This window comes from Helicobacter pylori, from assembly GCF_001653475.1.
Classification (GTDB): domain Bacteria; phylum Campylobacterota; class Campylobacteria; order Campylobacterales; family Helicobacteraceae; genus Helicobacter; species Helicobacter pylori_CM.
The window spans coordinates 315,575-339,326 of record NZ_CP011487.1 but is presented as its reverse complement, the minus strand read 5'-3'; the positions used below and the strand labels follow the sequence as shown (position 1 = coordinate 339,326).

Here is a 23,752-nt window from a genome sequence, read left to right as displayed (position 1 = left end):
GGATTAATGATAAAGGTGGTTTGATGCAAAAATAATCCAGATACTGCAACATTCAAAAGGGTTGTTGTCTTTTAATATTTGGGTTTGTTTGGGGTGTTTTTACGCCTTTCAATGGTGGTTTATCATAACGATAAGAGAAAAAACTATCACTTTTTCCTTTTGTTTTTGTTGTTTCTGGATTGCGAACGAATATCTCCAAACATTTCAACAAGCAATAGGCATAGCTCGTTAGGTTTCATATTGCCAACACCGTATAAGCGAGAAATGGATCCAATAGGGACATAAACACGAGAGTCACCATCTTTTAAGTCATTGTCTAATCGCTCCGTTAAGTTATCCACGCCCTTTTGGATTATCGCATGCATTCCTCCTAATGAATGCATGGTATTAAGGCTTATTTCTCATTCCGCATAGCCTCTTTTTTAAGTCAGGTAATGATAAATAAAGACCTCTAATGTCTAGCATAAGTATATTTGTCGCTATCGTATTTTATCATGCGTTGCCTTAAAAACGCTATGAGTTTTGGTAAGATTTAGTCATTCCTACACAAATTTCACTAAGATCATCCCGCTAAACGCGTTGTTTTTATAAAATTCTATGCGATAGATCCTTTCTTGCCTATCCAGTGAAAAGCGTTTTTGAAAATCTTTAAATTTAATCGTATAACCCGCTTCATTAGGCTTGCTCTCATTAGAAACGCTAAAGCCAATCACATTCGCGCGGATATTGTCAATAGCATGGATATAAAAACTCTCTTTCACTTCAACCACGCTCCCTATTTTAACCATTTGATCCTTATTGTCAATTTGCATTTTCACTTCTTCTAGAGAATGATCAAACTCTATGTAGAAAGGCGATAATCGTGTCATGAGCTTATTGCCATATTTTAAAAACACTTCTTGTTTGTTTTTGACTAGCCCCACAATGTAAGCGTTGCTCTCTATGGGGATTTGTGGGATTTTAGTGTTGTGGGGTAAGGGGAAATGATTGAGTTTAGGGCGCAAGTTAAAAAGGGGCATTTTAGGCAGAGAGCTGATTTTTGCCCACAAGCTTTTATTATTGATTAGGGCATGCACGCTGCTAGGGTTAAGCTCAAAATCGCGCTTAAAAGGGATATTGAGCTGATTGAGTAAGCCCTCAATGGCTTGCAAGTGGTAAAACACCCTTGATTCTAAAGGGAGCTCTTTGCTGGTCTCATTGGCAAAAGCGCTCTTTTTTTGATTGATCGCATAAAAAGTTAGGGCTTTTTGCATTTCTGTATTGCCTTGTGCGGTGCGCGTGTTTTTTAAATGATACTCTTCAATGGGGTGCAATAAATGGGCGTTGATGCTCTCAATCGTATTGTTTGCAAAAGCAAGCAGGTTAGGGAATTTCGCCCCTTTAACCTCATCTTGATCAATGATAAAGCAATTCCCCCAGCGCTTAGGATTGAGCATCGCATCAACATAAACAGGGCGATAATACCCACCGCCATCATGCAAGTGCAAGACGGCATCTATATTGGGTTTTGCAATCAAAGATTTGATTTCTTGGATAGTGGGATATTCAGGGTCATTCTTGTCTAAAGCGGCAAATTTGCGGTTCATATCCCCATACAAGCCCCTATGATTTCTTAACATGGAAGGCTTATTCAATACTGGAACCACTTCAACCAAGCCTTTTAAAACGCTATAGTGCATTAAAAACAAATTAGCCGCATTAAACCCTCCAGGCTCATCGCCTTGAATCCCTGCTAAAAGCAACAAATGGGGGGCTTTGTCTCTATCCTCTACATCTATAGGGGCTTTTTCTATCGTTTCTATCGCATGCAAAAACACCAAAGAATACAAGCCCCACACTAAAAGCCATATTTTTTTCATCCAATCTCTCTACTATTTGAAACTAAAAGATCGCTAATTATACCTAAAAACCTTTTTAAGGGTGTTTTTTAAAGTTTTCATAAAAAGGAACGAAAAATGCTTGTGAATAATTAATTCTATTTAAAAGGTTTTTTATGGATATTTTAAAAACTCTTCAAAAGCATTTGGGCGGTGTTGAAACAAGCGATTTTAAAACCAATGCGATAGAAAAATCCCAACAAATCGCCAAATTCAGCAGGGACATGAAAAATATAAACGAGAGCGTTGGAGCGTTACAAATCTTGCAAATCGCTTGCAAAAAGCTTTTCAATAAGAGCATGGGTTTAGAAGATAAAGACGCTTTGCAAGCTTCTATCATTAAACAGGAATTGCAAGAAATTGTAAAAAATTGCCAGTTTTTAGCCTCCCCTTTGTTTGACACCCAGCTCAACATTGCAATCAATGACGAAGTTTTTTCCATGATTGTGGCTAATCCTTTGAATTTATTGGAAAATGCGGGCGAATTTCAAGCTTATTTGGAAGAAAAATTAAACGAAATTAAGGAATTATTAGGTTATTTGAGCGAAAGCCTTTCAAACCCTAAAGCCTTTATGCCAAGTTTTTCAAATAAAAGCCTTAAAGATTTGTTAAGCGATAATTTGAGGGCTTAAAATCTAGCTCTCTAATTTAGAAAACTTGATTTTCCATAAAAAGAATGAGCCTAAAAACGCTATTACAAATAAGCCCACCAAGTAATAGCCCAAGTCTGTAAATTCTAGACTTTGTAAGGTGTTTAAAAGGCGGTTTTCAAATTTTAAATGGAGTTTCTCGCTAATGACTTGAAAAAGTTCAATCAATCCGATAAAAAGTGCGATAAAAACGCTTAAGGCGGTGATGGAGATATTGTAATAGATTTTTCTTAAAGGGGTTTTGAACGCCCAGTCATACGCCTTGAGCATGAACGCCCCATCTAAAGTGTCAAACAAACTCATGCCAGCGGCAAAAAGAATGGGTAAAGAGAGCATGCCCACCACACTCACTTTAATCGCACTGCTAGAGAGAGCCAAAAGCGCGATTTCACTAGCGGTATCAAAACCCAGCCCAAAAAGAAAACCCACAGGATAAATATGCCACGATTGAGAAACAAAATTAAACAAGGGTTTAAAAAAGCGATTGAGTAAGCCCCTACTCGTTAAAAGCCGTTCAATCTCTTCATTTTGTTGCTGACTCAAGCTTTCATTAGAATGCGATTTTTTGAATATTTTTAATAAATCCACCAGAATAACCGCATTCAACAGCCCTATAATGAGCAAAAAAAGCCCAGAAACTAAAGTCCCCACTACCCCCCCTATTTCTTCTAGCATCGGCGTATGCTCTTTAGCCCAAGCGATCGCAAACGCACTGATGATGGTCATTAAAATCACCACGCTTGAATGCCCCATAGAAAAGTAAAACCCCACACCATAGGCGTTTTTGCCTTGTTGGGTGAGCTTTCTGATGGTGTTGTCTATGCAAGCGATGTGATCAGCATCAAACGCATGCTTTGCCCCTAGCATGTAAGCCATAGACGCCGCCGCATAAAACGAAGCGTTATTGGCCATAAAGAGCAACGCTAAACCTAATGCATGCAAGAACACAATCGCTAAAAAATAAGGAAACCACAATTTCACAGCGTGCCTTTTTGTAAAAATAGTATTTTTTAGATAATTGTAATATATTTTGTTAAATTAGAAAATTTTAGGATTTGTTTTTTGATCATTTTCTGCAGTAGATTAATTTTCCCCACCCAAAAATTTGATCCATTCGTCTCTGTCAATCAAAAGCACTCCATTAGCTTGAGCCAGTTTTTGAGCGGCTTGTGTGAAATAGCTATTGGTGATCACACAAGCTTTTTCGCAAGCGTAGTAAGCTTTAGAAGAGACCACCTCTTGAATAGCTTTGGGCGAAACTTTATGCGAGTAGCGTTTGGCTTGAATTGCCCACTTGATGCCGTCTTTTTCTACAATCAAATCCGCTCCATAATCGCCGCTTTTTTGCGTGATGCTCACTTCAAAACCCTTTGAAGTGAAAAAGATTTTGGAATATTCTTCAAATTCAAAGCCATTCATGGCGTCTATTTTTTGTAAAGCGTGTTTGAGTTGGCGCTTCTTATACGAAGAAATAACGCCTTGAAAAAGCACTAACATTGAAAAAACGCCAAGAATCGCCAACAATTTTAAAAGCAAATCATTAGCTGATGTTACTAATTCCAATTCTAGGGCTTTTTCCAATAAAACATGCCACGCTAAATCAATCCCTACCGAAAACAAAATGACAAAAATAAAAAATACAATCTTTTTCATGCCTTAAAGCCATTGTGCATTTTCTGTAGCGTTCAAACGCTTTTCTAAACCCTCCATAAGAGAATAGTAAGCCTTATTGAGGGCTTTGATTAAAGCGTTATGGTAGGATTTATCCTCTTGGGAAAAAAGAGAGGGGTTATCGCCCAAACGATTAGCGTAATAAACAGGCACGCTGAAAGCGGTGGGGATTAAAAGGGTGTCAAACGGGCAAGTGGTTTGTGGGACGCATTCTAAAATCAAGCTCGCTTGAAGGTTTAAAAAATGCATGACGGATTTTGGGTCAGCGTTAGGCTCAATCGTCTTTTTAAGCCTTTCTTTAATGGCTTTTAAATTTTTAGGACTCTCTTCAAAAGAAAAAAAAACATTGCCTGAAACATTGAGAGTGAAAGCGCTTTTATCTTTTAAAAAATAAGCGATTTGTCGGGTGAGCGCTTTTTTAAATTCTTTTTGGTAAAAGGGCGGCACAAAACGGGCATTAAAAAAGATTTTAGGAGAACTTAAAGTGAAAGCGGTTTTTAAAGTGCTGTTTTTGGGGTAATCTTTATATTTTAAATGCAGCGTTATTTTGTTGAAAAACTGACACCCTAGTAAAATAAAAACAACACCAACGCTTAAAATCCTTAGCATTCTGTCAAACGCCCATGCTCTAATTTCACATGCTTAGTGGCTAATTCTAGCGTGCTTGGGTTGTGCGAAATGAGAATGATCAAGCGATTTTGTTTCAATTCTAAAATGCTTTGTTTGATGCTCTCTTCTGTGTTATTGTCCAAAGCGGAAGTGGCTTCATCAAAGATTAAAACTTGAGCGTCTTTATACAAAGCTCTTGCAATGGCGATTCTTTGGCGTTGACCGCCGCTAAGATTAGCACCAAATTCATCTAAAACACTCTCTATCCCATGAGGCATTTTTTCCACAAAATCTAAGGCTTGAGCTTTTTTTAGGCATTCTTTGATTTTTACCTCATCAATTTCTAAACCATACGCCACATTTTCAGCCACGCTCCCGTTAAAAATAAACACCCTTTGAGTGACAACGCTAATCTTTTCTCTTAAGGATTTTTGCGTGATGCTCTCAATTTTTTGATCATTGATGAAAATTTCGCCCTTGCTTGGCTCATAAAGGCGTAAGATTAGATTCACTAATGAGCTTTTACCGCTCCCGCTTTCGCCTTTTAAAGCGATGATTTCATTTTGTTGGAATTTCAAACTAATATCGCTTAAAACATAACGCTCTTGATTATCTAGCGTATAAGCTAGCCATACCTTTTTAAATTCTATGGTGTGTATAGCGTTATCTAGCGTTAATTCCCCATCAACAATAGCTGGCTCTCTTTCTAAAATCTCATGGATTCTATCGCTAGCGACTAAGGCTTCTTGAAAATTAGAAGCGATCCTAGTTAAGCGTTTAATCGGCGTATAGAGCATAAAAAGGGCCGTGATGAAAGAAAAAAACGCCCCCACGCTAATATGACCCTTAATCACTTCATTCCCCCCTAAATAAATCACTAACGCTATAGCGATAGAGCCTAAAAACTCCATTAAAGGCGAAGAAATTTCAGCCACGGCGATGTTTTTGATACCGATTTTAAAAAACGCTTCATTTTCTTTCACAAAAGCCTTATGCTCTAATTTTTCGCCATTAGAGATTTTAATCGCTTCCACATTGTTAAAGACTTCACTCAAACGAGCGGTGATTTTGGCGTTACTCTCTTGATGGGATTTAGCGAGTTTTTTAACCTTACGAATGATTTTGCTGATAGGAATGGCGGCTAGCGGCATGATCACTAGCCCCACTAGCGCTAATTTAGGGCTTTGATAGATCACCACCCCCACTAATCCAACAATCGTTAGCCCCTCTCTTATGCTCTCTGAAAGGTAATTGGACAAACTCGCTCTAATCACACCTATATCATTGGTGATCCTTGCGATCAATTCGCCCTTTTTAGTCCTGTTAAAAAAAACCATTTCCATTTTTAGAAGGCTTTCTAGCATAATGTTGCGTATTTTTTTGACAATATCAAGCCCGATAAAGTTAGTGAAATAAGTGCCTAAATACATGCCCCCACTCTTGCCCAAATACGCCAAAATCACCAAAAAAGGCAGGATTTTGAGCATGTGAGTGTCTTTATTGATAAAAATTTCATCTAAAGTAGGCTTGACTAAATAAGTCCCCCAAGCCGTGCTTAAAGCCACCACTAAAGAAGAAAATAAAACCACTATAAAACTTTTATAATGCTCTTTAAGATATTTAGAATAACGCCTGAAAAAGAGTTTCAAATGTTTAACCTTTGGATTTGATTAAACTCGTATTATAGTGTTTTTATTAAGGGATTTTTAACGCTTTAATAAACAGCTTAAAGCTATTGATTAAAATTTAGCGCTAAGAGTTGTCATCAAATGGCTCCTGTCTGAATAAAGCGCTTTAGAGCCGGGCGTGGGCCTGTAACTCCCTACCGTAAAGCCTGCATGCGTCATCACGCCTAAATATTCTAATTTCACGCTCGCTGTCAAACTCTTACTGATCTTATAGCCCACATTAACAGCCGCGCTCGCTTCATTGGCGATGGTGCCGCTAGTCCAACGCCATAAAGTCCCCCACAGCCACTTTTTATGCACGCCCCCACCAAAAACCCAACCAGAGATGGCATCAGCGGTTACCACATGGCTTATCGCTTGCCCTATATCATAAACGCTATTGGTCCAAAAATCAATGCCTAAAGGGTTTCCTGTCGTGCCTATGTAAGCGTTTGCGTTTTTCCATACTTTATAAAACGCTCCCCCAAAATTGAATTCATTGTAATCAAATCGTTGCCTAATGAGTAAGCTTTGCCCGGCGATGCCAGCCTTTATAGCATAACGATAAGTATCCCTTTTTAAGGGGGCATGGACAGGGAGCAAGACATAGGCTTTTGTTTCTGATCTAAAGCCCACGCCATTAAAATTAGGGTTACTATCATAGCCCACAACCACCCCAGGGCTATAGTAAGTCCCGGGCGAAAATTGGAAAAAAGGGCTGACGCTAACCCCTTTTCTTTCATAAGTGTAATTTACTAAATGGATACCATAATTCAAAGTACGCCCATTTTTAATCACGGTTCTTGGAGAATAAAAATCATAAATCCACTCCCCATAAGCGAACGCCCTACCCCATGAGCTAAACCACCATAATTTGTGGCTTCCTTCATTTTTATCCTTAACTTTAACACTAATTTCAAAACCTTGCGTGTAAGCGCTCATATAAGGAGCGCTGGATTGATAACGCCCCCCTTTAGCTAAAAAAATATCTTTATAGCGGTATTCTAAAAAAGCGTTATTCATCAAGTAATTACGGCGGATTTTATTGGCCCTAGCGTTCCCGCACGCTATAGAATCAATCACCTTGCCATCAGACCCAAGCGCGCACTCATGGATACTCGTGCCATCAAGCAAGGCTCTTTTACCCCCTAAATAGCCATCCCAATAACCGATGTAGTTATAAATAACCGATCCGCCTTGATTGAATTTGGTGTCATCATAAGCGACCCCTCCTAGCGTGCCACCGACTTTTCCCTCTAAAACATGCCCTTGATCTTTAAGGCCTTTGGATAAAAAATCCGCATAGATATTGCCCTGACCTACAGCGGTTACAAAAGTCTCTGTAGGATAAATCCCCCTAGAAATATCAATCTTTTTTTTATTAAAGCCAACTTTAGAAAAGGACTCCGCTAAAACTTCAATTTTATAATCAAACGCTTGCAAAGAAGCGCTCAAACTTAAAACATATAACCCACAAAAAACTTTATTCTTTAAAGGCGTACTATTTTTCATTTTTTTCCTTGTTAATAGCAAATACATCTTAAAGATTATAATTTAAAGACTATACAATTCTTAACTGATTTAAAAACAAAGAAGCGTAATCAAGCTATTTATTTACTTTTAATTAGCTCAACTATTTTAGATTATAACGAAATTTTTTTAGTTTCATACTAAAATGAGATAAAGTAAATCAAAATTTAATCAAAGTGGGATTTTTGTGCCGTCTTATAACCAAACTGATTTTTTTAATATGAAAATTCTCATATTGATTGTAAAAAATGCCAAAAAGCATTTTTTAAGTTTGATGATCAGTCTAATAGCAAAAACTCCAACACCGCCATGCGCATTGCCACGCCATTTTTGACTTGCTCTAAAACTTTAGATCGCTTATCTTCTAACACCGCGCTTTCTATATCAATATCCCTATGCACCGGGCCTGGGTGTAAAATAATTACCTCTTTATCTTTAGCGTGAGCCTCTAGGCGTTTTTGGGTGATGCAATAAGCGTTGCCATAATCTTTCAAGCTCGCAAAAATGGGTGCGTTGTGCCGTTCGGTTTGGGTCCTCAAACTCATTAAAATGTCTGCAAATCCTATCGCTTCTTCAATGTTATGCGTCGTTTTTAAAGAAGTGCTAGGGAGCATGGAGCTTGGAGCGCACAGCATGATCTCAAGCCCTAGTCTTTGGAGTAATTTAATGTTGCTATTAGCCACTCTTGAATTTTTCACATCGCCTATAAAAGCGATTTTCTTCCCTTTTAAATTTTCTAAACTGCCAAAATGCTGATAAAGTGTGAGCAAGTCTAATAACGCTTGGGTAGGATGAGCGCTAGTGCCGCTTCCTGCGTTAATCAAGGGGCATTGTGAAAACTCGGCTAATTTAAAAGGCGCGCTTGAAAAAGCATGCCGTGTGATGATAGCATCAGGCTGCATGGCATGGATATTTTTAAAAGTGCCTATTAGAGTTTCACCCTTTGAAGTGGAGCTTGTTTGCATGTTTAATTTCACTATTTTTGCCCCCAATCTCAAGCTTGCGATTTCAAAACTAGACACCGTTCTGGTGGAATTTTCAAAAAATAAAGCCACGATGATTTTATTTTGCATTTTTTCTTTTGTTTCTAAAGATACGGCGTTAAAATCGTTCGCATAAACGCTCGCCTTTTTTAATAAAAGCTTGATTTCATCTAGGCTTAAATCGCTGGTTTGGAGCAAGTGTCGGCATTTTTTTGGCATAAAACCCCCTTTTAGTTATAATATAGATTTTATTTTAGCTAAAAATGGCATGGGTTTTAGCAAGGAATGGGCTTGAAAAATCTCTCAACACTTTTGGTGTTTTTATTCTTTTGTTTAGGGTGTGTGAGCAATTTTAATGAAGAGACTTACACGCTAGACTTAGTTTTAGAAAAAAAGATCCAAGCCAGTAGGAAAGGCGAAATCACAAAAGATAATGTGCCTATCATCACGGCTATCGCTACGCATTTAAACGATGTGGATAGCGGCACTTACTATGACCATGAGTATTTTTTAGTGGAGATTTTCACGCAAAATAACGATTGGATAGATGATGGCTATATTTCTTATGAACTTTTTGGCACAAAACCCATAGGCTCAGAGCCTTTATGGGTGCGAGAAATCACAAAAGATGAATTTGATGGCATTTTAGAAACCACGAATAGGTGGAGTAGAGCTTTTTTACTCGCTTTTAATAAATTGGATTATTTAGCGGTGCAAGAAGCCAAACTAGAGCTTGATGCCTATAGTTTAGGCAAGATTGTTTTTAATTTCGCTTATCAAGTCCCCTTACCTCAATTTTAATGCGATTAGATTACGCCTTATTCAACCAGCATTTAGTGAGTAGCAGAGAAAAAGCTAAAGCGTTGGTTTTAAAAAATCAGGTTTTAGTCAATCAAATAGTCATCTCTAAACCCTCTTTTATCGTTAAAGAGGGTGATAAAATTGAACTCATCGCTGCAAATCTATTCGTTAGCAGGGCTGGGGAAAAATTAGGGGCTTTTTTAGAAGATCACTTTATAGATTTTACAGAAAAGGTTGTTTTAGATGTGGGAGCGAGCAAAGGGGGTTTTAGTCAAGTGGCTCTTTTAAAAGGGGCTAAAAAGGTGCTTTGCGTGGATGTGGGGAAAATGCAATTAGATGAAAGTTTGAAACAAGATAAGCGCATAGAATGTTATGAAGAATGCGATATTAGAAGGTTTAAAACACCAGAAAAAATTGATTTAGTGCTTTGTGATGTGAGCTTTATTTCTTTATATTGTATTTTAGAAACGATTTTACCTTTAAGCGGTGAATTTTTGGCGCTTTTCAAACCGCAATTTGAAGTGGGCAGAGCAACAAAACGCAATAAAAAGGGGGTGGTTGTGGATAAAGAAGCCATTTTAAGCGCTTTAGAAAACTTTAAAAACCATTTAAAAACAAAGGATTTTCAAATCTTAAAGATCCAAGAAAGCTTAGTGAAAGGGAAAAACGGGAATGTTGAATTTTTTATCCATTTCAAGCGCGCCTGAGATTAAAAGCCTAGCTATCGGTAAATTTGATGGCTTGCATCTAGGGCATCAAGCCCTTTTTAAAGAATTAAAAGACCCCAAAGCCCTTTTAATCATAGAAAAAAAATATTACACGAAAGGCTATTTAACCCCCCTAAAATACCGTGCTAAACTCGTGGGCATGCCTTTATTTTTTGTATATTTAGAAGAAATTTCGCAATTAAACGCTTTAGAATTTTTAGATCTTTTAAAAAAGAAATTCCCCAATTTAGAACGCCTGGTTTTGGGCTATGATTTCAGGTTCGGGCATGAAAGACAAAATGACGCTTTATTTTTAAAAGAGCGTTTTGAAAAAACCATTATTGTGCCTGAAGTGAAAATCCAAGAGATTAGCGTGCATTCTAAAATCATAAAACTAGCCCTAAGTCATGGCGACTTATCTCTAGCTAACAAGCTCTTAGGCAGGCCTTATGAAGTGTGTGGGGAAGTCATTAGTGATCAAGGCTTAGGGCATAAAGAATTGGCGCCTACTTTAAATATAAAGACTAAAGATTTTATCCTCCCTAGTTTTGGAGTGTATGCGAGTTTGGTGAAAATAAAAGATCCAATTTATCAAAAAAGCGTGAGTTTTATAGGCAATCGCTTAAGCACGGATCAACATTTCGCCATAGAATGCCATGTGCTTGATACCATCATAGAAAACCCACCCAAAGAAATCGCTTTGCGTTTGGTTCAAAAAATACGAGACAACATGCGCTTTTCTTCTTTAAAAAAGCTTAAAAATCAGATCCAACAAGACATCTTAACAGCCAAAGAGATTTTGAGATAATTTGTGTTAAAATGGCTTTTAAAAACCTTAAAAATGGAAAAATTTGATGCGATTTAATAACGCTGACTTAGAACGATTGAAAAGCATGGCTAACACGCTTCGCTTTTTGTGCGCAGACATGATAGATAAGGCTAATAGCGGGCATCCGGGCGTGTGCTTGGGGTTAGCCGATGTGATGGTGGTTTTAAGCTTGCACCTCAACCTCAACCCCACTAACCCTAAATGGCTCAATAGGGACAGGTTGGTTTTTAGTGGAGGGCATGCGAGTGCGTTAGCGTATAGTTTGTTGCATTTGTGGGGATTTGATTTGAGTTTGGAAGATTTGAAGCGTTTCAGGCAATTACACTCTAAAACCCCAGGACACCCTGAATTACACCACACCGAAGGCATTGAGATCACAACAGGCCCTTTGGGGCAAGGTTTTGCTAACGCTGTGGGCTTTAGCATGGCGAGTCAATACGCTCAAAACCTTTTAGATAAAGAAGCCATTTCTCATAAAGTCTATTGCTTGTGTGGGGATGGGGATTTGCAAGAAGGCATTAGTTATGAGAGCGCTTCTTTAGCCGGGCACCTTCGCCTTAATAATCTCATTGTGATTTATGACAGCAACCAGATCAGCATTGAAGGTGCTATTAATATTAGTTTTAGCGAACAGGTTAAAACGCGTTTTTTAGCGCAAAATTGGGAAGTGCTAGAATGCGATGGGCATGACTATCAAGCGATTCATAACGCTTTAGAAGAAGCCAAAAAATCCACCAAACCCGTGCTTTTAATCGCTCATACGATTATTGGTAAGGGGGCTATTGGCTTAGAGGGGAGTGAAAAAACGCATGGCTCGCCTTTAAACAAAGAAGTGTTAAAACGATCCAAAGAAAACGCTCGAATCAATCCTAATGAAAGCTTTGTAATTAGCCCAAAAAACAAAATGCATTTTGAAGAAGTGAAAGTTAGAGGCGTTAGTTTAGAGGCCTTATGGGAAAAATCTTTAAGCCCTAAAGCAAAAGAAAAGATTCATGTGTTAAAGGATTTTGATTTTAGTGCCATCAATTACCCCACCTTTAAAAAAGGCGAATCTCTAGCCACTAGAGTGAGTAACGGCATGATTTTAAACGCTATCGCTAAAGAATGCGAAGGCTTTTTAGGGGGGAGTGCGGATTTAGCCCCATCCAATAACACGCAGTTAAAACACTCTGGCGATTTCCCTTTAGGGCAAAACTTGCATTTTGGGATCAGAGAGCATGCCATGGGGGCTATCACTAACGCTTTAGCGGCGTATGGCTTGTTTGTGCCTTTTTGCGCGACCTTTTTTGTGTTTAGCGATTATTTAATGCCAAGCATTCGTTTGAGCGCTTTAATGAAACTAAAAGCCCTTTTTATTTTTACGCATGACAGCATTGGCGTGGGCGAAGACGGAGCCACGCACCAACCCGTAGAGCAGTTGAGCCATTTACGCGCCTTGCCCAATTTCTATGCTTTCAGACCCAGCGACGCTTTTGAAAATATAGCTTGCATGCAAGTAGCGTTAAGTTTGAGTGCTCCTAGCGGGCTGATTCTATCGCGCCAGAATTTACCCGTGCTTGATGAGATTTCTAAAGAGCAGGTTTTAAAAGGTGCATATGTTAAATATGATGCTAAAAATCCCGTTATCACGCTAGTTGCGAGCGGGAGCGAAGTCTCTTTGGCTTTAGAGAGCGCTAAAATTTTAGAGCGAGAAAATATCCCCACTCAAGTGGTGAGCGCACCTTGCTTTGATTTATTGATAGAGCAAGAAGAAAGCTATCTTAAAGAACTCTTTAAGGGTAAAGTCTTAATGATTGAAGCGAGCCGTGCGATAGAGTGGTATCGTTTTGCGGATAAAATCATTTGCATGGATTCTTTTGGGAGTTCAGCAAAGGGCGATAAACTCTTTGAAAAATTCGGCTTTAGCGTTGAAAACATCACCACTCAAGCTAAAAAGTTACTCAACGCATGAACTTAGAAAAACTTTTTTCACAAAAAGCCCCCTTGTTTATTTTTAGCTCCACTAGGCGTTTAAAACATTTCTATTTAGAGCAAGGCGAAGGGTTTTTGCCTCATGCGATGAGCATGGGGAGTTTTTTTGAACAGGCTTTTTACATCCCTAATAAAAAGAAAATCCCTAACAGTGCGCGCCAAATTTTAATGATAGACACCATTAAAGCTATCGCTAAAGAAAAAAAATCCGTTCTTGAAGGGCTTTTGCTTTTTGAAAATAGCTTTTTGGGGTATTTGGAAAGCACTTCTTTTTTGTTTGATTTGTTTGATGAGTTAAGCTCTGCTTGTATCAAGATCAATGAACTTTCTTCTAAAGACATTTATTTGGATTATGAAAAGCATTTAGAAGTCTTAGAAATGATTTATAACCGCTATATTAAAAAGCTAGAAGAACTAGGCTTTTATGACAAAATCATGCAAGAAAAGCCCGCCATTTTAAAAGAATTTTTTGAGCATTTTTCCTCCATTGAATGGCATTTAGACGGCTTTATGAGTGTTTTTGAAAGGCAATGCCTATTAGAAGTGACTAAGTTAGTGCCCATCACTTTACACCTATCTTGCGATAAATACAACCAAAAATTTTTGGAATTTTTGAATCTCAAATTAGAGACAGATTGCGATTATTCCATTGATTTTAAAACCCAAAAGATCCTTTCTCAAACTTTTAATGATCAAAAAATAGAGCCAAAGTTTTACGCCAACTCCAATTATTTAAAACAAAGCGCTTTAGTTTTACAAACCATAGAAGAGTATTTGCAAAAAGATAACGACCCTAATAAAATGGCGATCATCACGCCTAATGCGGATTTTTTGCCTTTTTTAAAACTCTTAGATAAAAACAATAATTTGAATTTCGCTATGGGTTTAGGGGCTAAAAACAGCCCTTATTATACAGAGCTTGTAAAAAAATTAGAAGTTTTAGAAACAAGCGATTCCAATTTGAGTGAGTCTGCGTTATTAGATTTAGAAAACCTTACGCTCCAGCTTTTAGAACAACAAAGCTCTAAAGAAAAAGCGCCATTAAAAGAAGCGCATTCTCAAATCATGCACCAGTTTCATCTTTTAAAAGACACGCTTAAAAACTACAGCCTTAAAGATTTATTGCATTTGTATTTACAAGAATTTGAAGCCAATTTCCGTTTAGACGATTCTAGCGGGGGCAAAATACGAGTCATGGACACTTTAGAGACAAGGGGCATGCAATTTGATAAAGTGGTTATTGCGGATTTCAATGAAACTTGCGTGCCAAGCCTTAAAGATTGCGATTTATTTTTAAACTCTGCTTTAAGAAAATCGCTCAATCTCCCCACTTTATCAGATAAGAAAAATTTGCAAAAACACTATTACTACCAGCTCTTTAAAAATTCTAAAGAAATGGTGCTTTCTTATATAGAGAGCGAAACTTTAAAAGCCTCTAACATGCTTTTGGAATTAGATTTGTATATAGAGCCTATCAAAGACGCTTACACGCTTTTTGCACCAACCCCCCTAAAAGACTACCAAGAAGAAGAAATCAAAGCCACTATCCCTAAAGATTTTAGCTTTAGCGCTAGCTCATTGAACGCTTTTTTAACTTGCAAGCGCCGTTTTTACTACCACTACATTAAGCGCTTCAAAGAAAGCCCTAAAGATGAAAGTAATAGCGCTGTGGGCAGTTTGCTCCATGAACTTTTAAAAGAAGCTTATGAAAAAGATAAAACCCCCTATGCATTAGAAGAGAGACTCATTCAGCTATTAAAAACAAAAAACATTACCCCTAAAGAGCGTTTAGACACTCTTGTAGCGCTCAAAAAAATCCAGGCTTTTTATATTAAAGAAAAAGAACGCTTTAATGCAAAAATCAAAATCCTTGATCTTGAAAAAAGCTTTGAAACAACCATTCAAGGCATTGCGTTTAAAGGGCGTATAGACAGGATTGACAAAACGGCTGACAATGAGATTATTTTATTGGATTATAAATTCAAAAGCGATTTGAAATTAGACAACATGAGTGAAAAACAAAGAGGAAGTTTAAGCCCCATAGAAATCGCTCAAATAAGCACCGATTATCAAATGGCTGTTTATGCGTTTGCCCTTAAAAATTTGGGTTACAAAGAGCCTATAAAAGCCTTTTTTTATGATTTAAGAAAGGGCAAGTTACTGGAAGAAGAAGGGCCTGATTTACAGGCTAAAATGGATTATTTGGAATTTTCTCTTATCCCCAAGCTCAAACAAGAAATTGATTTTGAAAAAACTCCAGAAGTTAAAGATTGTGAATACTGCTCTTTTAAAGACATGTGCAACCGATTTAAAGACATGTGCAACCGATGAAATCTAAAAAACTTTATTTAGCTTTAATTATAGGGGTTTTATTAGCGTTTTTAACCCTATCTTCATGGCTAGGTAATAGCGGTTTAGTAGGGCGTTTTGGGGTGTGGTTTGCCGTAATCAATAAAAAATATTTTGGGTATCTTTCATGGATTAATTTACCCTATTTAGCGTGGGTTTTATTCCTTTTATACAAGACTAAAAACCCTTTTACAGAAATCGTTTTAGAAAAAGCTTTAGGGCATCTGCTTGGCATTTTATCTTTGCTCTTTTTGCAATCTAGCATGTTGAATCAAGGGGAAATCGGCAACAGCGCGCGTTTGTTTTTACGCCCTTTTATAGGGGACTTTGGGTTTTATGCACTTATAATGCTTATGGTAGTTATTTCTTATCTGATCTTATTCAAACTGCCCCCTAAAAGCGTTTTTTATCCTTATATCAACAAAACACAAAACCTTTTAAAAGAGATTTATAAACAATGCTTGCAAGCCTTTAGCCCTAATTTCAGCCTAAAAAAAGAGGGTTTTGAAAACACCCCATCAGATATTCAAAAAAAAGAAACTAAAAACGATAAAGAAAAAGAAAACCCTATTGGTGAAACCTTAAACCACAAAACCCCTAACGAAGAATTATCTCTAGCGATCCCTACCCCCTATAACACGACTTTAAACGCTCTAGAGCCACAAGAAGGCTTAGTCCAAATTTCCTCTCACTCTCCTACCCATTACACCATTTACCCTAAAAGAAACCGATTTGATGGTTTATCCCATCCCACTAAACCCCCTTTAAAAGAAACTAAACAAGAAACTAAAGAAAGAGAACCCACGCCTAAAAAAGAAATTCTTATGCCCACCACACTCAAACCTATCATGCCCGCACCTGTGCTAAACACAGAAAATGACAATAAAACAGAAAACCACAAAGCCCCAAACCACCCCATAAAAGAAGAAAGCCCACAAGAAGAAATGATAGAAGAAAATATAAAAGGAGAAGAAAAAGAGGCGCAAAACGCTCCAGGTTTTAGCCCCATAACCCCCGCAAGCGCTAAAAAACCCGTTATGGTTAAAGAATTGAGCGAAAATAAAGAGATATTAGACGGATTGGATTATGGCGAAGTGCAAAAACCCAAAGATTATGAGCTTCCCACAACGCAATTATTGAATGCGGTTTGTTTGAAGGACACTTCTTTAGATGAAAACGAGATTGACCAAAAAATCCAGGATTTATTGAGCAAGCTACGCACCTTTAAAATTGATGGCGATATTATCCGCACTTATTCAGGCCCTATTGTAACCACTTTTGAATTCCGCCCAGCTCCTAATGTTAAGGTGAGCCGCATTTTAGGCTTGAGCGATGATTTAGCGATGACTTTATGCGCTGAATCCATTCGCATTCAAGCCCCTATCAGGGGTAAAGATGTCGTTGGCATTGAAATCCCTAACAGCCAAAGCCAAACCATTTATTTAAGAGAAATTTTAGAGAGCGAATTGTTTCAAAAAGCCAGCTCGCCCTTAACTCTAGCTTTAGGCAAAGACATTGTGGGTAACCCTTTCATCACGGATTTAAAAAAGCTCCCCCACTTGCTCATCGCTGGCACGACAGGAAGCGGTAAGAGCGTAGGCGTGAATGCGATGATTTTATCCTTACTCTATAAAAACCCCCCTGAACATCTCAAATTAGTGATGATAGATCCCAAAATGGTAGAATTTAGCATTTATGCGGATATTCCTCATTTACTCACGCCCATTATCACCGACCCTAAAAAAGCTATTGGGGCTTTGCAAAGCGTGGCTAAAGAAATGGAGCGCCGGTATTCTTTAATGAGTGAATACAAGGTTAAAACCATTGATTCTTATAATGAGCAAGCCCCAAATAATGGCGTTGAAGCGTTCCCCTATTTGATTGTAGTGATTGATGAATTAGCGGAGTTGATGATGACAGGGGGCAAAGAAGCGGAGTTTCCTATCGCCAGAATCGCTCAAATGGGGCGAGCGAGCGGCTTACACCTCATCGTAGCGACCCAACGCCCAAGCGTGGATGTCATAACCGGCTTGATTAAAACCAACTTGCCTTCAAGGGTGAGTTTTAGGGTAGGCACTAAAATTGATTCTAAAGTGATTTTAGACACCGATGGGGCGCAAAGCTTGTTAGGAAGAGGCGATATGCTCTTTACCCCCCCAGGAGCGAACGCCTTAGTGCGCTTGCATGCCCCCTTTGCCACTGAAGATGAAATCAAAAAAATCGTGGATTTTATTAAAGCCCAAAAAGAGGTGGAATACGATAAAGATTTCTTGTTAGAAGAATCGCGCATGCCTTTAGATTCGTCTCACTATCAAGGCGATGACATTCTAGAAAAGGCTAAAGCGGTGATTTTAGAAAAAAAGATCACTTCTACGAGTTTTTTACAACGCCAGTTAAAAATCGGCTACAACCAAGCCGCTACCATTACTGACGAATTAGAAGCTCAAGGCTTTTTATCCCCAAGAAACGCCAAGGGCAACAGAGAGATTTTGCAAAACTTTTAGGATTTGTTTTCATTGGATATTGGCAATAAAAACATTATTTTTAATTTTTAAAATTCATTTTCTTTAAGGGGATAGGGGGTATTTTGAAATAACTCTCCCCCTACAACCCCCTTAAAATCCCCCTAACCCCCAAAAGCGCTTTAAAAAGTTACCGCTGATACCGACCTTTCATCTATTAATCAAATATTATCTGTGCATTCCCTAACTCCTAGTAAAATTACCTAAAAATTTCATGTTCAAGGATAGCCATGAACCCAGAAACCCAAAAAGCCACCAAAAAACCCTTAAAATCCCTTTTAGCCGCTAGTTCAGGTAATTTAGTAGAATGGTATGACTTTTACGCTTATGCGTTCCTTGCCCCTTATTTTGCTAAGGAATTTACCCACACTAACGACCCCACTCTGGCGCTAATCTCAGCTTTTTTAGTTTTCATGCTAGGGTTTTTCATGCGCCCTTTGGGGAGTTTGTTTTTTGGTAAATTGGGGGATAAAAAGGGGCGTAAAACTTCTATGGTGTATTCCATTATCCTTATGGCGCTAGGCTCTTTTCTGCTCGCATTGCTCCCCACTAAAGAAATCGTAGGGGAATGGGCGTTTTTGTTTTTATTATTAGCCAGGCTTTTACAAGGCTTTAGCGTGGGAGGAGAATACGGCGTGGTCGCTACTTACCTCTCTGAATTGGGCAAGAATGGCAAAAAAGGTTTTTATGGCTCTTTTCAATATGTAACTTTAGTTGGAGGGCAACTCTTAGCTATTTTTTCACTCTTTATCGTTGAAAATATTTACACGCATGAGCAAATAAGCGCGTTTGCTTGGCGTTATTTATTCGCTTTAGGAGGTATATTAGCCTTATTCTCACTCTTTTTAAGAAATATCATGGAAGAAACTATGGATAGCGGAACCACTTCCAAAACCACTATTAAAGAAGAAAGAGGCAGTTTAAAGGAATTACTCAACTATAAAAAAGCCTTAATGATAGTCTTTGGGCTCACTATGGGAGGGAGTTTGTGTTTTTATACTTTTACGGTGTATTTAAAAATCTTTTTAACCAACAGCTCATCATTCAGCCCTAAAGAAAGCAGTTTTATCATGCTTTTAGCGCTCAGTTATTTCATCTTCTTACAACCCTTATGCGGGATGCTTGCAGACAGGATCAAACGCACCCAAATGCTGATGGTTTTTGCTATCGCAGGGCTTATTGTAACGCCCGTTGTCTTTTATGGTATCAAGCATGCCACTGGCGTGTATGAAGCCCTATTTTATGAAATGCTTGCATTGAGTGCGATGAGTTTTTATACTTGCATTGCTGGGGTTGTTAAAGCGGAATTATTCCCTGAACATGTGCGAGCGCTTGGCGTGGGTTTAGCCTATGCGATCGCAAATGCGCTTTTTGGAGGGAGCGCGAGTTATGTAGCGTTGCAATTCAAACAACATGGTTTTGAAGCGGGGTTTGTGGGCTATGTCATGTTGAGTATTGTTATCTTTATGGTTATGGTTATCATATTTCCTAAAAAAACCTATTTGGAATAAATCATGGTTTTTATTTGATTTTTGCTATAATTTTTCTTTTAAAAGGATTCTTGCATGCAAAATGGGTATTATGCGGCTACTGGAGCTATGGCGACACAATTTAACCGCTTGGATTTAACCTCTAATAATTTGGCTAATTTAAACACCAATGGCTTTAAAAGAGACGATGCGATTACAGGCGATTTTTTAAGGCTTTACCAACAATACCGAGAGCAACTGCCTTTAGAAGATCAAACTAAAGCGAGCGCGAAGTATTTAAACCGTAACCTCAATCGTGTGCCTGTTTTATCAGAAATCTATACGGATAGGAGTCTTGGCGCGTTTGAAGAAACGCATAACCCCCTAGATTTTGCCCTAACAAGCCCTAACCTCTATTTTGCGATACAAACTAATGAGGGAGTCGCTTATACCAGAGACGGGCATTTTAGCGTTGATAAAGACGGCTTTTTAGTGACTATTAATGGCTTTAGGGTGCTTTCTCGTTCGGGCTTGAACGAAAAAGGGGGGATCATGCTCATGCCTAACGCTGAAATTGAAATTAATCAAAATGGTGGAATCACTTTTAGGGATAATGAAGCCCCCATTCAAGCAGGCGCATTAGCTTTAGTGAGTTTTAGCGAACCTAAAAATCTTAAAAAAATAGGGCAAAACCTCTATGCTTATCAGGGCGAAGGCGTTCATCAAGCCTCTGATTCTGGCGCGTTAAGACAATACATGCTAGAGAAAAGCAATGTCAATGCGGTGCGTGAAATGAGTGCTTTGATTGGAATCAACCGCTTTTTGGACATGTATTCTAAAGTGCTAAAAACCCATCAAGATGACATGAACGCTGAAGCGATCAACAAACTCGCTACAAAAGCTTAAAAACGAATGATTTAGGGTTATTTTCAACTTGTGAGCCTTCAAAAATTTCTTTTGTCTCTTTGACTTGTGAAAAATTTTCATGCGTGCGTGTTTGCATGTTTATTTTTTCTCTTTTATTGTTTAGTTTGTTGTGGTTCTTGTGTTTTAAACTCGTTTGTGGTAGGATTATTCCCATTAAGGTTTGAGACGCTATAGTTGGTGCCGTTTCTGTAATGATTAGAGAGAGCCGCAATGGTCTCTAATCCCCTTAATGTTTTTGATATTCAATTAAATTAGAGCCATTGTAGAACTTCTCTTTTAGTCATTCTTTTCTGATTTGATTGCACCCTTTTAGCATAACCAACACCATATCTAAAGAGATCTTTTTTCTTATCTATAAATGTAATTTTATATTTTTACTCCAACGCCAAGTCAATCAAAATCTGCCAATTCTCTTTATAGTGTTGGAGCTGCGACAAGCTCTTTGCGTTGCCCCATTCTTGTATGTCTTCAATAGGGATAATATAACATTCGCTTGTGCGAGTGTCTATCCCTAAAATCAAATCGCAATCTTTTTTGGTGTATTTGTAAGTGCGTTTAGGGGCATTCCTATCAATTTGAACCCCACTCCTATAGCCCCCTGTAAAATTCAAAGCTATTTTATTTGCCCTATTAAGTGGTATTCTAAAATGCTTTTTTGCTTTCTCTCGCATGCCTTAAACTCTAAATGCTTTAAGGGGTTAGCAATGGATAAAAGATGGGGTTTTTCACTCAAACCCAATACCACCACAAGCACACAATCATGACTATAAGTTTGTGCTTGCTCGTATTCTTTTTGGGTCAATCTCAATGTCCCTTGCTTTTCTCTAATCCCCTTAACTTCCACTAAAAACGCTTGCTTGTTGGTTTGAATATAGAAGTCATACCCATCGCCAAAAAGACGCATGTCTTTTAAATGCCCACAAGAAAATATTTCGATGTTTTTATAGTGGTTTAAGAAATACAATTCGGCTTCTAAACCTGTTTCTTGCATGCTTTTATAGCGGGTTTTAAGGTAAGCGTTAGGGGTAATGCCTAAATCTTTGACGCCGTATTGTTCTTGCAAAAACAATTTCACAATATGGCTAAAACCCTTAACGCTTTCATTTTCAAACAAACTATCAATCCATAATTTTCTATGGATATAGGCATCGCCTTTTTGCCACCAACCTTTGCGTTTGTTAGGAAAAAAATAATCAAATAAATCCATGCGATTTTTGATAACGCCAGTCGTGTCAGCCAAGCCAATTTGGACGCAATATTCAAAAAAAGCATTTTTAGTAGAAAAACCAAATTCTTTAATAAAGTCATTATCAAATTTTGCCAAAGCATAGATTATGAGATTTAAAATTTCATAGTTCTTATGTTTTGCCATAGAAGCTAAACGCCCTAATCAATCTTTAATATCGCTAAAAACGCTTCTTGGGGAAGCTCCACCTTGCCGATAGCTTTCATGCGTTTCTTGCCTTCTTTTTGCTTTTCTAAGAGTTTTCTTTTTCGTGTAATATCGCCCCCATAGCACTTAGCCGTTACATTCTTACCGACAGATTTAATCGTCTCTCTGGCGATGATTTTATTCCCCACGCTCGCTTGGATAGCGACTTCAAAAAGCTGTCTTGGGATAAGCTCTTTCATCGTTTCCACTAAGGCTCGCCCCTTTTCATACGCCTTGTTTTTATCTATAATGATAGAAAGTGCATCCACCACATCGCCTGCCACCCTAACATCCAACTTCACTAAATGAGCCTCTCTGTTTTCTATAGGCTCATAATCAAAGCTCGCATACCCTTTAGTGCAAGATTTGAGCTTGTCATAAAAATCCATCACAATTTCATTGCTCGGCAAGGAATAAGTGAGCATGACACGAGACTGGTTCAAATATTCCATTTTTTCTTGAATGCCTCTTTTATTATTCAATAATTGCATTAAATTACCCAAAAATTCACTCGGCGTGATGATCGTCGCCCTCACAAAAGGCTCTTTGATACAAGCGATATGGTTTTCAGGGGGCAATTCGCTAGGGTTTTGGACATATTTGATGCTGTTATCCGTTAAATGCACTTCATACACCACCGTGGGAGCGGTAGCGATGAGGTTAAGGCCAAACTCCCTCTCCAGCCTTTCTTTAATCACTTCCATGTGCAATAGCCCTAAAAAACCCACCCTAAAGCCAAAGCCAAGCGCCACAGAGCTTTCAGGCTCAAAATTTAAAGCGCAATCGTTAAGCTGGAGTTTCAATAACGCTTCTCTTAAATCTTCAAACCTGTCCGTTTCTATAGGGTAAAGCCCCGCAAAAACAAAGGGTTTAGCCGGCATAAAGCCTTCAATAGGTTTAGGGGTAGGGTTTTTAGCGTCTGTGAGCGTGTCACCCACCGCAATATCAGTAACGCTTTTTAGCCCTAAACTCACAATGCCAATCTCGCCGCATTCTAAACTTTTAGTAGGGATTTTTTTCAAAGGGTTAGGGTAGTATAGCCCTAAAACGCCATGTTTTTTACCCGTTCCCATCACTAAAATTTCTTGCTCTGTATTAACGCTCCCATCCATGATGCGCACCAACGCTAACGCCCCTAAATAATTGTCAAACCATGAATCATAAATGAGCGCTTTTAAGGGAGCGTTAGGATCACCGCTAGGGGCAGGAATGGTTGTAATGATTTTTTCTAACAAATCTTTAATGCCCAGTTTAGCTTTAGCGCTCACTTCATTAGCGCTAGAGCAATCAATCCCTATCGTATCCTCTATATCCTGTTTGACTTCTAAAACATTCGCATTGGGCAAATCAATTTTATTAATCACCGGTAAAATTTCTAAATTGTTATCTAAAGCGATATAAGTGTTGGCGATGGTTTGCGCTTCCACGCCTTGAGTGGCATCCACCACCAATAGCGCCCCTTCGCACGAACACAAAGAGCGAGACACTTCATAGCTAAAATCCACATGCCCTGGGGTGTCAATGAGGTTTAAAACATAATCCTCCCCCTTAAGCGTGTAATTTAAGCGCACGCTTTGAGCCTTAATCGTAATGCCCCTTTCTTTTTCAATATCCATAGTGTCCATCACTTGGCTGGTCATTTCTCTGTTACTGATAGCGTTGCATTCAGCGATCAAACAATCCGCTAAAGTGCTTTTACCATGGTCAATGTGGGCGATAATGGAAAAATTGCGGATATTTTTCATTGGCGCTTTTGAT

20 protein-coding genes are annotated in these 23,752 nt (G+C 38.4%); 9 read left to right on the top strand and 11 right to left on the bottom strand.

The window, feature by feature from the left end; all coding sequences use genetic code 11:
- Window positions 1–146: 146 nt before the first annotated feature.
- The gene (locus AA974_RS01635) at window positions 147–383 is read right to left on the bottom strand and encodes a hypothetical protein (protein ID WP_230380953.1); all 237 of its coding nucleotides are present in this window, start codon (window positions 381–383) and stop codon (window positions 147–149) included.
- Window positions 384–542: 159 nt separating this feature from the next.
- Window positions 543–1,859, bottom strand: coding sequence for a DL-carboxypeptidase Csd4 (csd4, locus tag AA974_RS01630; RefSeq protein ID WP_064433143.1), 1,317 nt, complete (start codon window positions 1,857–1,859; stop codon window positions 543–545).
- Between the two features lie 134 nt (window positions 1,860–1,993).
- On the opposite strand from csd4, the gene AA974_RS01625 reads away from it, so the two are divergent.
- Window positions 1,994–2,509: a flagellar FLiS export co-chaperone gene (locus tag AA974_RS01625; RefSeq protein ID WP_064433142.1), complete on the top strand. Its 516-nt coding sequence runs from the start codon at window positions 1,994–1,996 to the stop codon at window positions 2,507–2,509.
- Between the two features lie 3 nt (window positions 2,510–2,512).
- Here AA974_RS01625 and AA974_RS01620 read toward each other — a convergent pair whose 3' ends face one another.
- The 6 genes from AA974_RS01620 to pyrB form a co-directional block, all read right to left on the bottom strand.
- On the bottom strand, window positions 2,513–3,508 hold the full coding sequence (locus AA974_RS01620; RefSeq protein ID WP_064433141.1) for a HoxN/HupN/NixA family nickel/cobalt transporter: 996 nt from the start codon (window positions 3,506–3,508) through the stop codon (window positions 2,513–2,515).
- A 102-nt stretch (window positions 3,509–3,610) separates the two neighbouring features.
- Window positions 3,611–4,180: a restriction endonuclease gene (locus AA974_RS01615; protein ID WP_064433140.1), complete on the bottom strand. Its 570-nt coding sequence runs from the start codon at window positions 4,178–4,180 to the stop codon at window positions 3,611–3,613.
- A gap of 3 nt (window positions 4,181–4,183) precedes the next feature.
- Entirely contained in the window at window positions 4,184–4,807 is a 624-nt protein-coding gene (locus AA974_RS01610) for a hypothetical protein (protein ID WP_064433139.1), read from the bottom strand.
- Complete coding sequence (locus AA974_RS01605; protein ID WP_064433138.1) at window positions 4,801–6,456, bottom strand: ABC transporter ATP-binding protein; 1,656 nt, start codon at window positions 6,454–6,456, stop codon at window positions 4,801–4,803. The genes AA974_RS01610 and AA974_RS01605 overlap by 7 nt, the downstream gene beginning before the upstream one ends.
- Window positions 6,457–6,546: 90 nt before the next feature.
- Window positions 6,547–7,986: an outer membrane beta-barrel protein HofB gene (gene hofB / locus AA974_RS01600; RefSeq protein ID WP_064433137.1), complete on the bottom strand. Its 1,440-nt coding sequence runs from the start codon at window positions 7,984–7,986 to the stop codon at window positions 6,547–6,549.
- Window positions 7,987–8,282: 296 nt separating this feature from the next.
- Window positions 8,283–9,206 carry an aspartate carbamoyltransferase gene (gene pyrB / locus AA974_RS01595; RefSeq protein WP_064433136.1) on the bottom strand — a complete coding sequence of 308 codons (924 nt, stop codon included), beginning with the start codon at window positions 9,204–9,206 and terminating at the stop codon, window positions 8,283–8,285.
- A 66-nt stretch (window positions 9,207–9,272) separates the two neighbouring features.
- Here pyrB and AA974_RS01590 point away from each other — a divergent pair, with 66 nt between their 5' ends.
- The 8 genes from AA974_RS01590 (at window position 9,273) to AA974_RS01555 (ending at window position 20,541) form a co-directional block, all read left to right on the top strand.
- Window positions 9,273–9,788: a hypothetical protein gene (locus AA974_RS01590; RefSeq protein WP_064433135.1), complete on the top strand. Its 516-nt coding sequence runs from the start codon at window positions 9,273–9,275 to the stop codon at window positions 9,786–9,788.
- Window positions 9,788–10,495, top strand: a complete 708-nt coding sequence (tlyA, locus tag AA974_RS01585; RefSeq protein ID WP_064433134.1) for a 23S rRNA (cytidine-2'-O)-methyltransferase TlyA — start codon at window positions 9,788–9,790, stop codon at window positions 10,493–10,495. The genes AA974_RS01590 and tlyA overlap by 1 nt, the downstream gene beginning before the upstream one ends.
- Window positions 10,461–11,303 (top strand): bifunctional riboflavin kinase/FAD synthetase, encoded by an 843-nt coding sequence (locus tag AA974_RS01580; RefSeq protein WP_064433133.1) that lies wholly within the window; start codon window positions 10,461–10,463, stop codon window positions 11,301–11,303. Before tlyA ends, AA974_RS01580 begins: the two co-directional genes overlap by 35 nt.
- 46 nt (window positions 11,304–11,349) lie before the next feature.
- Window positions 11,350–13,275 carry a transketolase gene (gene tkt, locus AA974_RS01575; protein WP_064433132.1) on the top strand — a complete coding sequence of 642 codons (1,926 nt, stop codon included), beginning with the start codon at window positions 11,350–11,352 and terminating at the stop codon, window positions 13,273–13,275.
- Window positions 13,272–15,626, top strand: a complete 2,355-nt coding sequence (gene addB, locus AA974_RS01570) for an ATP-dependent deoxyribonuclease AddB (RefSeq protein WP_064433131.1) — start codon at window positions 13,272–13,274, stop codon at window positions 15,624–15,626. Before tkt ends, addB begins: the two co-directional genes overlap by 4 nt.
- Window positions 15,623–18,148: a DNA translocase FtsK gene (locus AA974_RS01565; protein ID WP_064433130.1), complete on the top strand. Its 2,526-nt coding sequence runs from the start codon at window positions 15,623–15,625 to the stop codon at window positions 18,146–18,148. The genes addB and AA974_RS01565 overlap by 4 nt, the downstream gene beginning before the upstream one ends.
- A gap of 248 nt (window positions 18,149–18,396) precedes the next feature.
- Window positions 18,397–19,677: an MFS transporter gene (locus tag AA974_RS01560; protein ID WP_064433129.1), complete on the top strand. Its 1,281-nt coding sequence runs from the start codon at window positions 18,397–18,399 to the stop codon at window positions 19,675–19,677.
- Window positions 19,678–19,731: 54 nt separating this feature from the next.
- The gene (locus tag AA974_RS01555) at window positions 19,732–20,541 is read left to right on the top strand and encodes a flagellar hook-basal body protein (RefSeq protein ID WP_064433128.1); all 810 of its coding nucleotides are present in this window, start codon (window positions 19,732–19,734) and stop codon (window positions 20,539–20,541) included.
- A gap of 395 nt (window positions 20,542–20,936) precedes the next feature.
- Here AA974_RS01555 and AA974_RS01550 read toward each other — a convergent pair whose 3' ends face one another.
- The 3 genes from AA974_RS01550 to lepA are packed head-to-tail and all read right to left on the bottom strand — an operon-like array spanning window position 20,937 to window position 23,739.
- Entirely contained in the window at window positions 20,937–21,173 is a 237-nt protein-coding gene (locus AA974_RS01550) for a hypothetical protein (protein WP_025447069.1), read from the bottom strand.
- A gap of 2 nt (window positions 21,174–21,175) precedes the next feature.
- On the bottom strand, window positions 21,176–21,934 hold the full coding sequence (locus AA974_RS01545) for a protein NO VEIN domain-containing protein (RefSeq protein ID WP_064433127.1): 759 nt from the start codon (window positions 21,932–21,934) through the stop codon (window positions 21,176–21,178).
- A gap of 14 nt (window positions 21,935–21,948) precedes the next feature.
- Complete coding sequence (gene lepA / locus AA974_RS01540; RefSeq protein WP_064434041.1) at window positions 21,949–23,739, bottom strand: translation elongation factor 4; 1,791 nt, start codon at window positions 23,737–23,739, stop codon at window positions 21,949–21,951.
- Window positions 23,740–23,752 lie beyond the last annotated feature (13 nt).

Bases quoted from the DNA above. Each gene is read 5' to 3' on its own strand.
- AA974_RS01635 (WP_230380953.1), bottom strand. From the start codon at position 383: ATGCATTCATTAGGAGGAATGCATGCGATAATCCAAAAGGGCGTGGAT.
- csd4 (WP_064433143.1), bottom strand. From the start codon at position 1,859: ATGAAAAAAATATGGCTTTTAGTGTGGGGCTTGTATTCTTTGGTGTTT.
- AA974_RS01625 (WP_064433142.1), top strand. From the start codon at position 1,994: ATGGATATTTTAAAAACTCTTCAAAAGCATTTGGGCGGTGTTGAAACA.
- AA974_RS01615 (WP_064433140.1), bottom strand. From the start codon at position 4,180: ATGAAAAAGATTGTATTTTTTATTTTTGTCATTTTGTTTTCGGTAGGG.
- AA974_RS01610 (WP_064433139.1), bottom strand. From the start codon at position 4,807: ATGCTAAGGATTTTAAGCGTTGGTGTTGTTTTTATTTTACTAGGGTGT.
- hofB (WP_064433137.1), bottom strand. From the start codon at position 7,986: ATGAAAAATAGTACGCCTTTAAAGAATAAAGTTTTTTGTGGGTTATAT.
- pyrB (WP_064433136.1), bottom strand. From the start codon at position 9,206: ATGCCAAAAAAATGCCGACACTTGCTCCAAACCAGCGATTTAAGCCTA.
- AA974_RS01590 (WP_064433135.1), top strand. From the start codon at position 9,273: ATGGGCTTGAAAAATCTCTCAACACTTTTGGTGTTTTTATTCTTTTGT.
- tlyA (WP_064433134.1), top strand. From the start codon at position 9,788: ATGCGATTAGATTACGCCTTATTCAACCAGCATTTAGTGAGTAGCAGA.
- AA974_RS01580 (WP_064433133.1), top strand. From the start codon at position 10,461: ATGTTGAATTTTTTATCCATTTCAAGCGCGCCTGAGATTAAAAGCCTA.
- tkt (WP_064433132.1), top strand. From the start codon at position 11,350: ATGCGATTTAATAACGCTGACTTAGAACGATTGAAAAGCATGGCTAAC.
- addB (WP_064433131.1), top strand. From the start codon at position 13,272: ATGAACTTAGAAAAACTTTTTTCACAAAAAGCCCCCTTGTTTATTTTT.
- AA974_RS01565 (WP_064433130.1), top strand. From the start codon at position 15,623: ATGAAATCTAAAAAACTTTATTTAGCTTTAATTATAGGGGTTTTATTA.
- AA974_RS01560 (WP_064433129.1), top strand. From the start codon at position 18,397: ATGAACCCAGAAACCCAAAAAGCCACCAAAAAACCCTTAAAATCCCTT.
- AA974_RS01555 (WP_064433128.1), top strand. From the start codon at position 19,732: ATGCAAAATGGGTATTATGCGGCTACTGGAGCTATGGCGACACAATTT.
- AA974_RS01545 (WP_064433127.1), bottom strand. From the start codon at position 21,934: ATGGCAAAACATAAGAACTATGAAATTTTAAATCTCATAATCTATGCT.
- lepA (WP_064434041.1), bottom strand. From the start codon at position 23,739: ATGAAAAATATCCGCAATTTTTCCATTATCGCCCACATTGACCATGGT.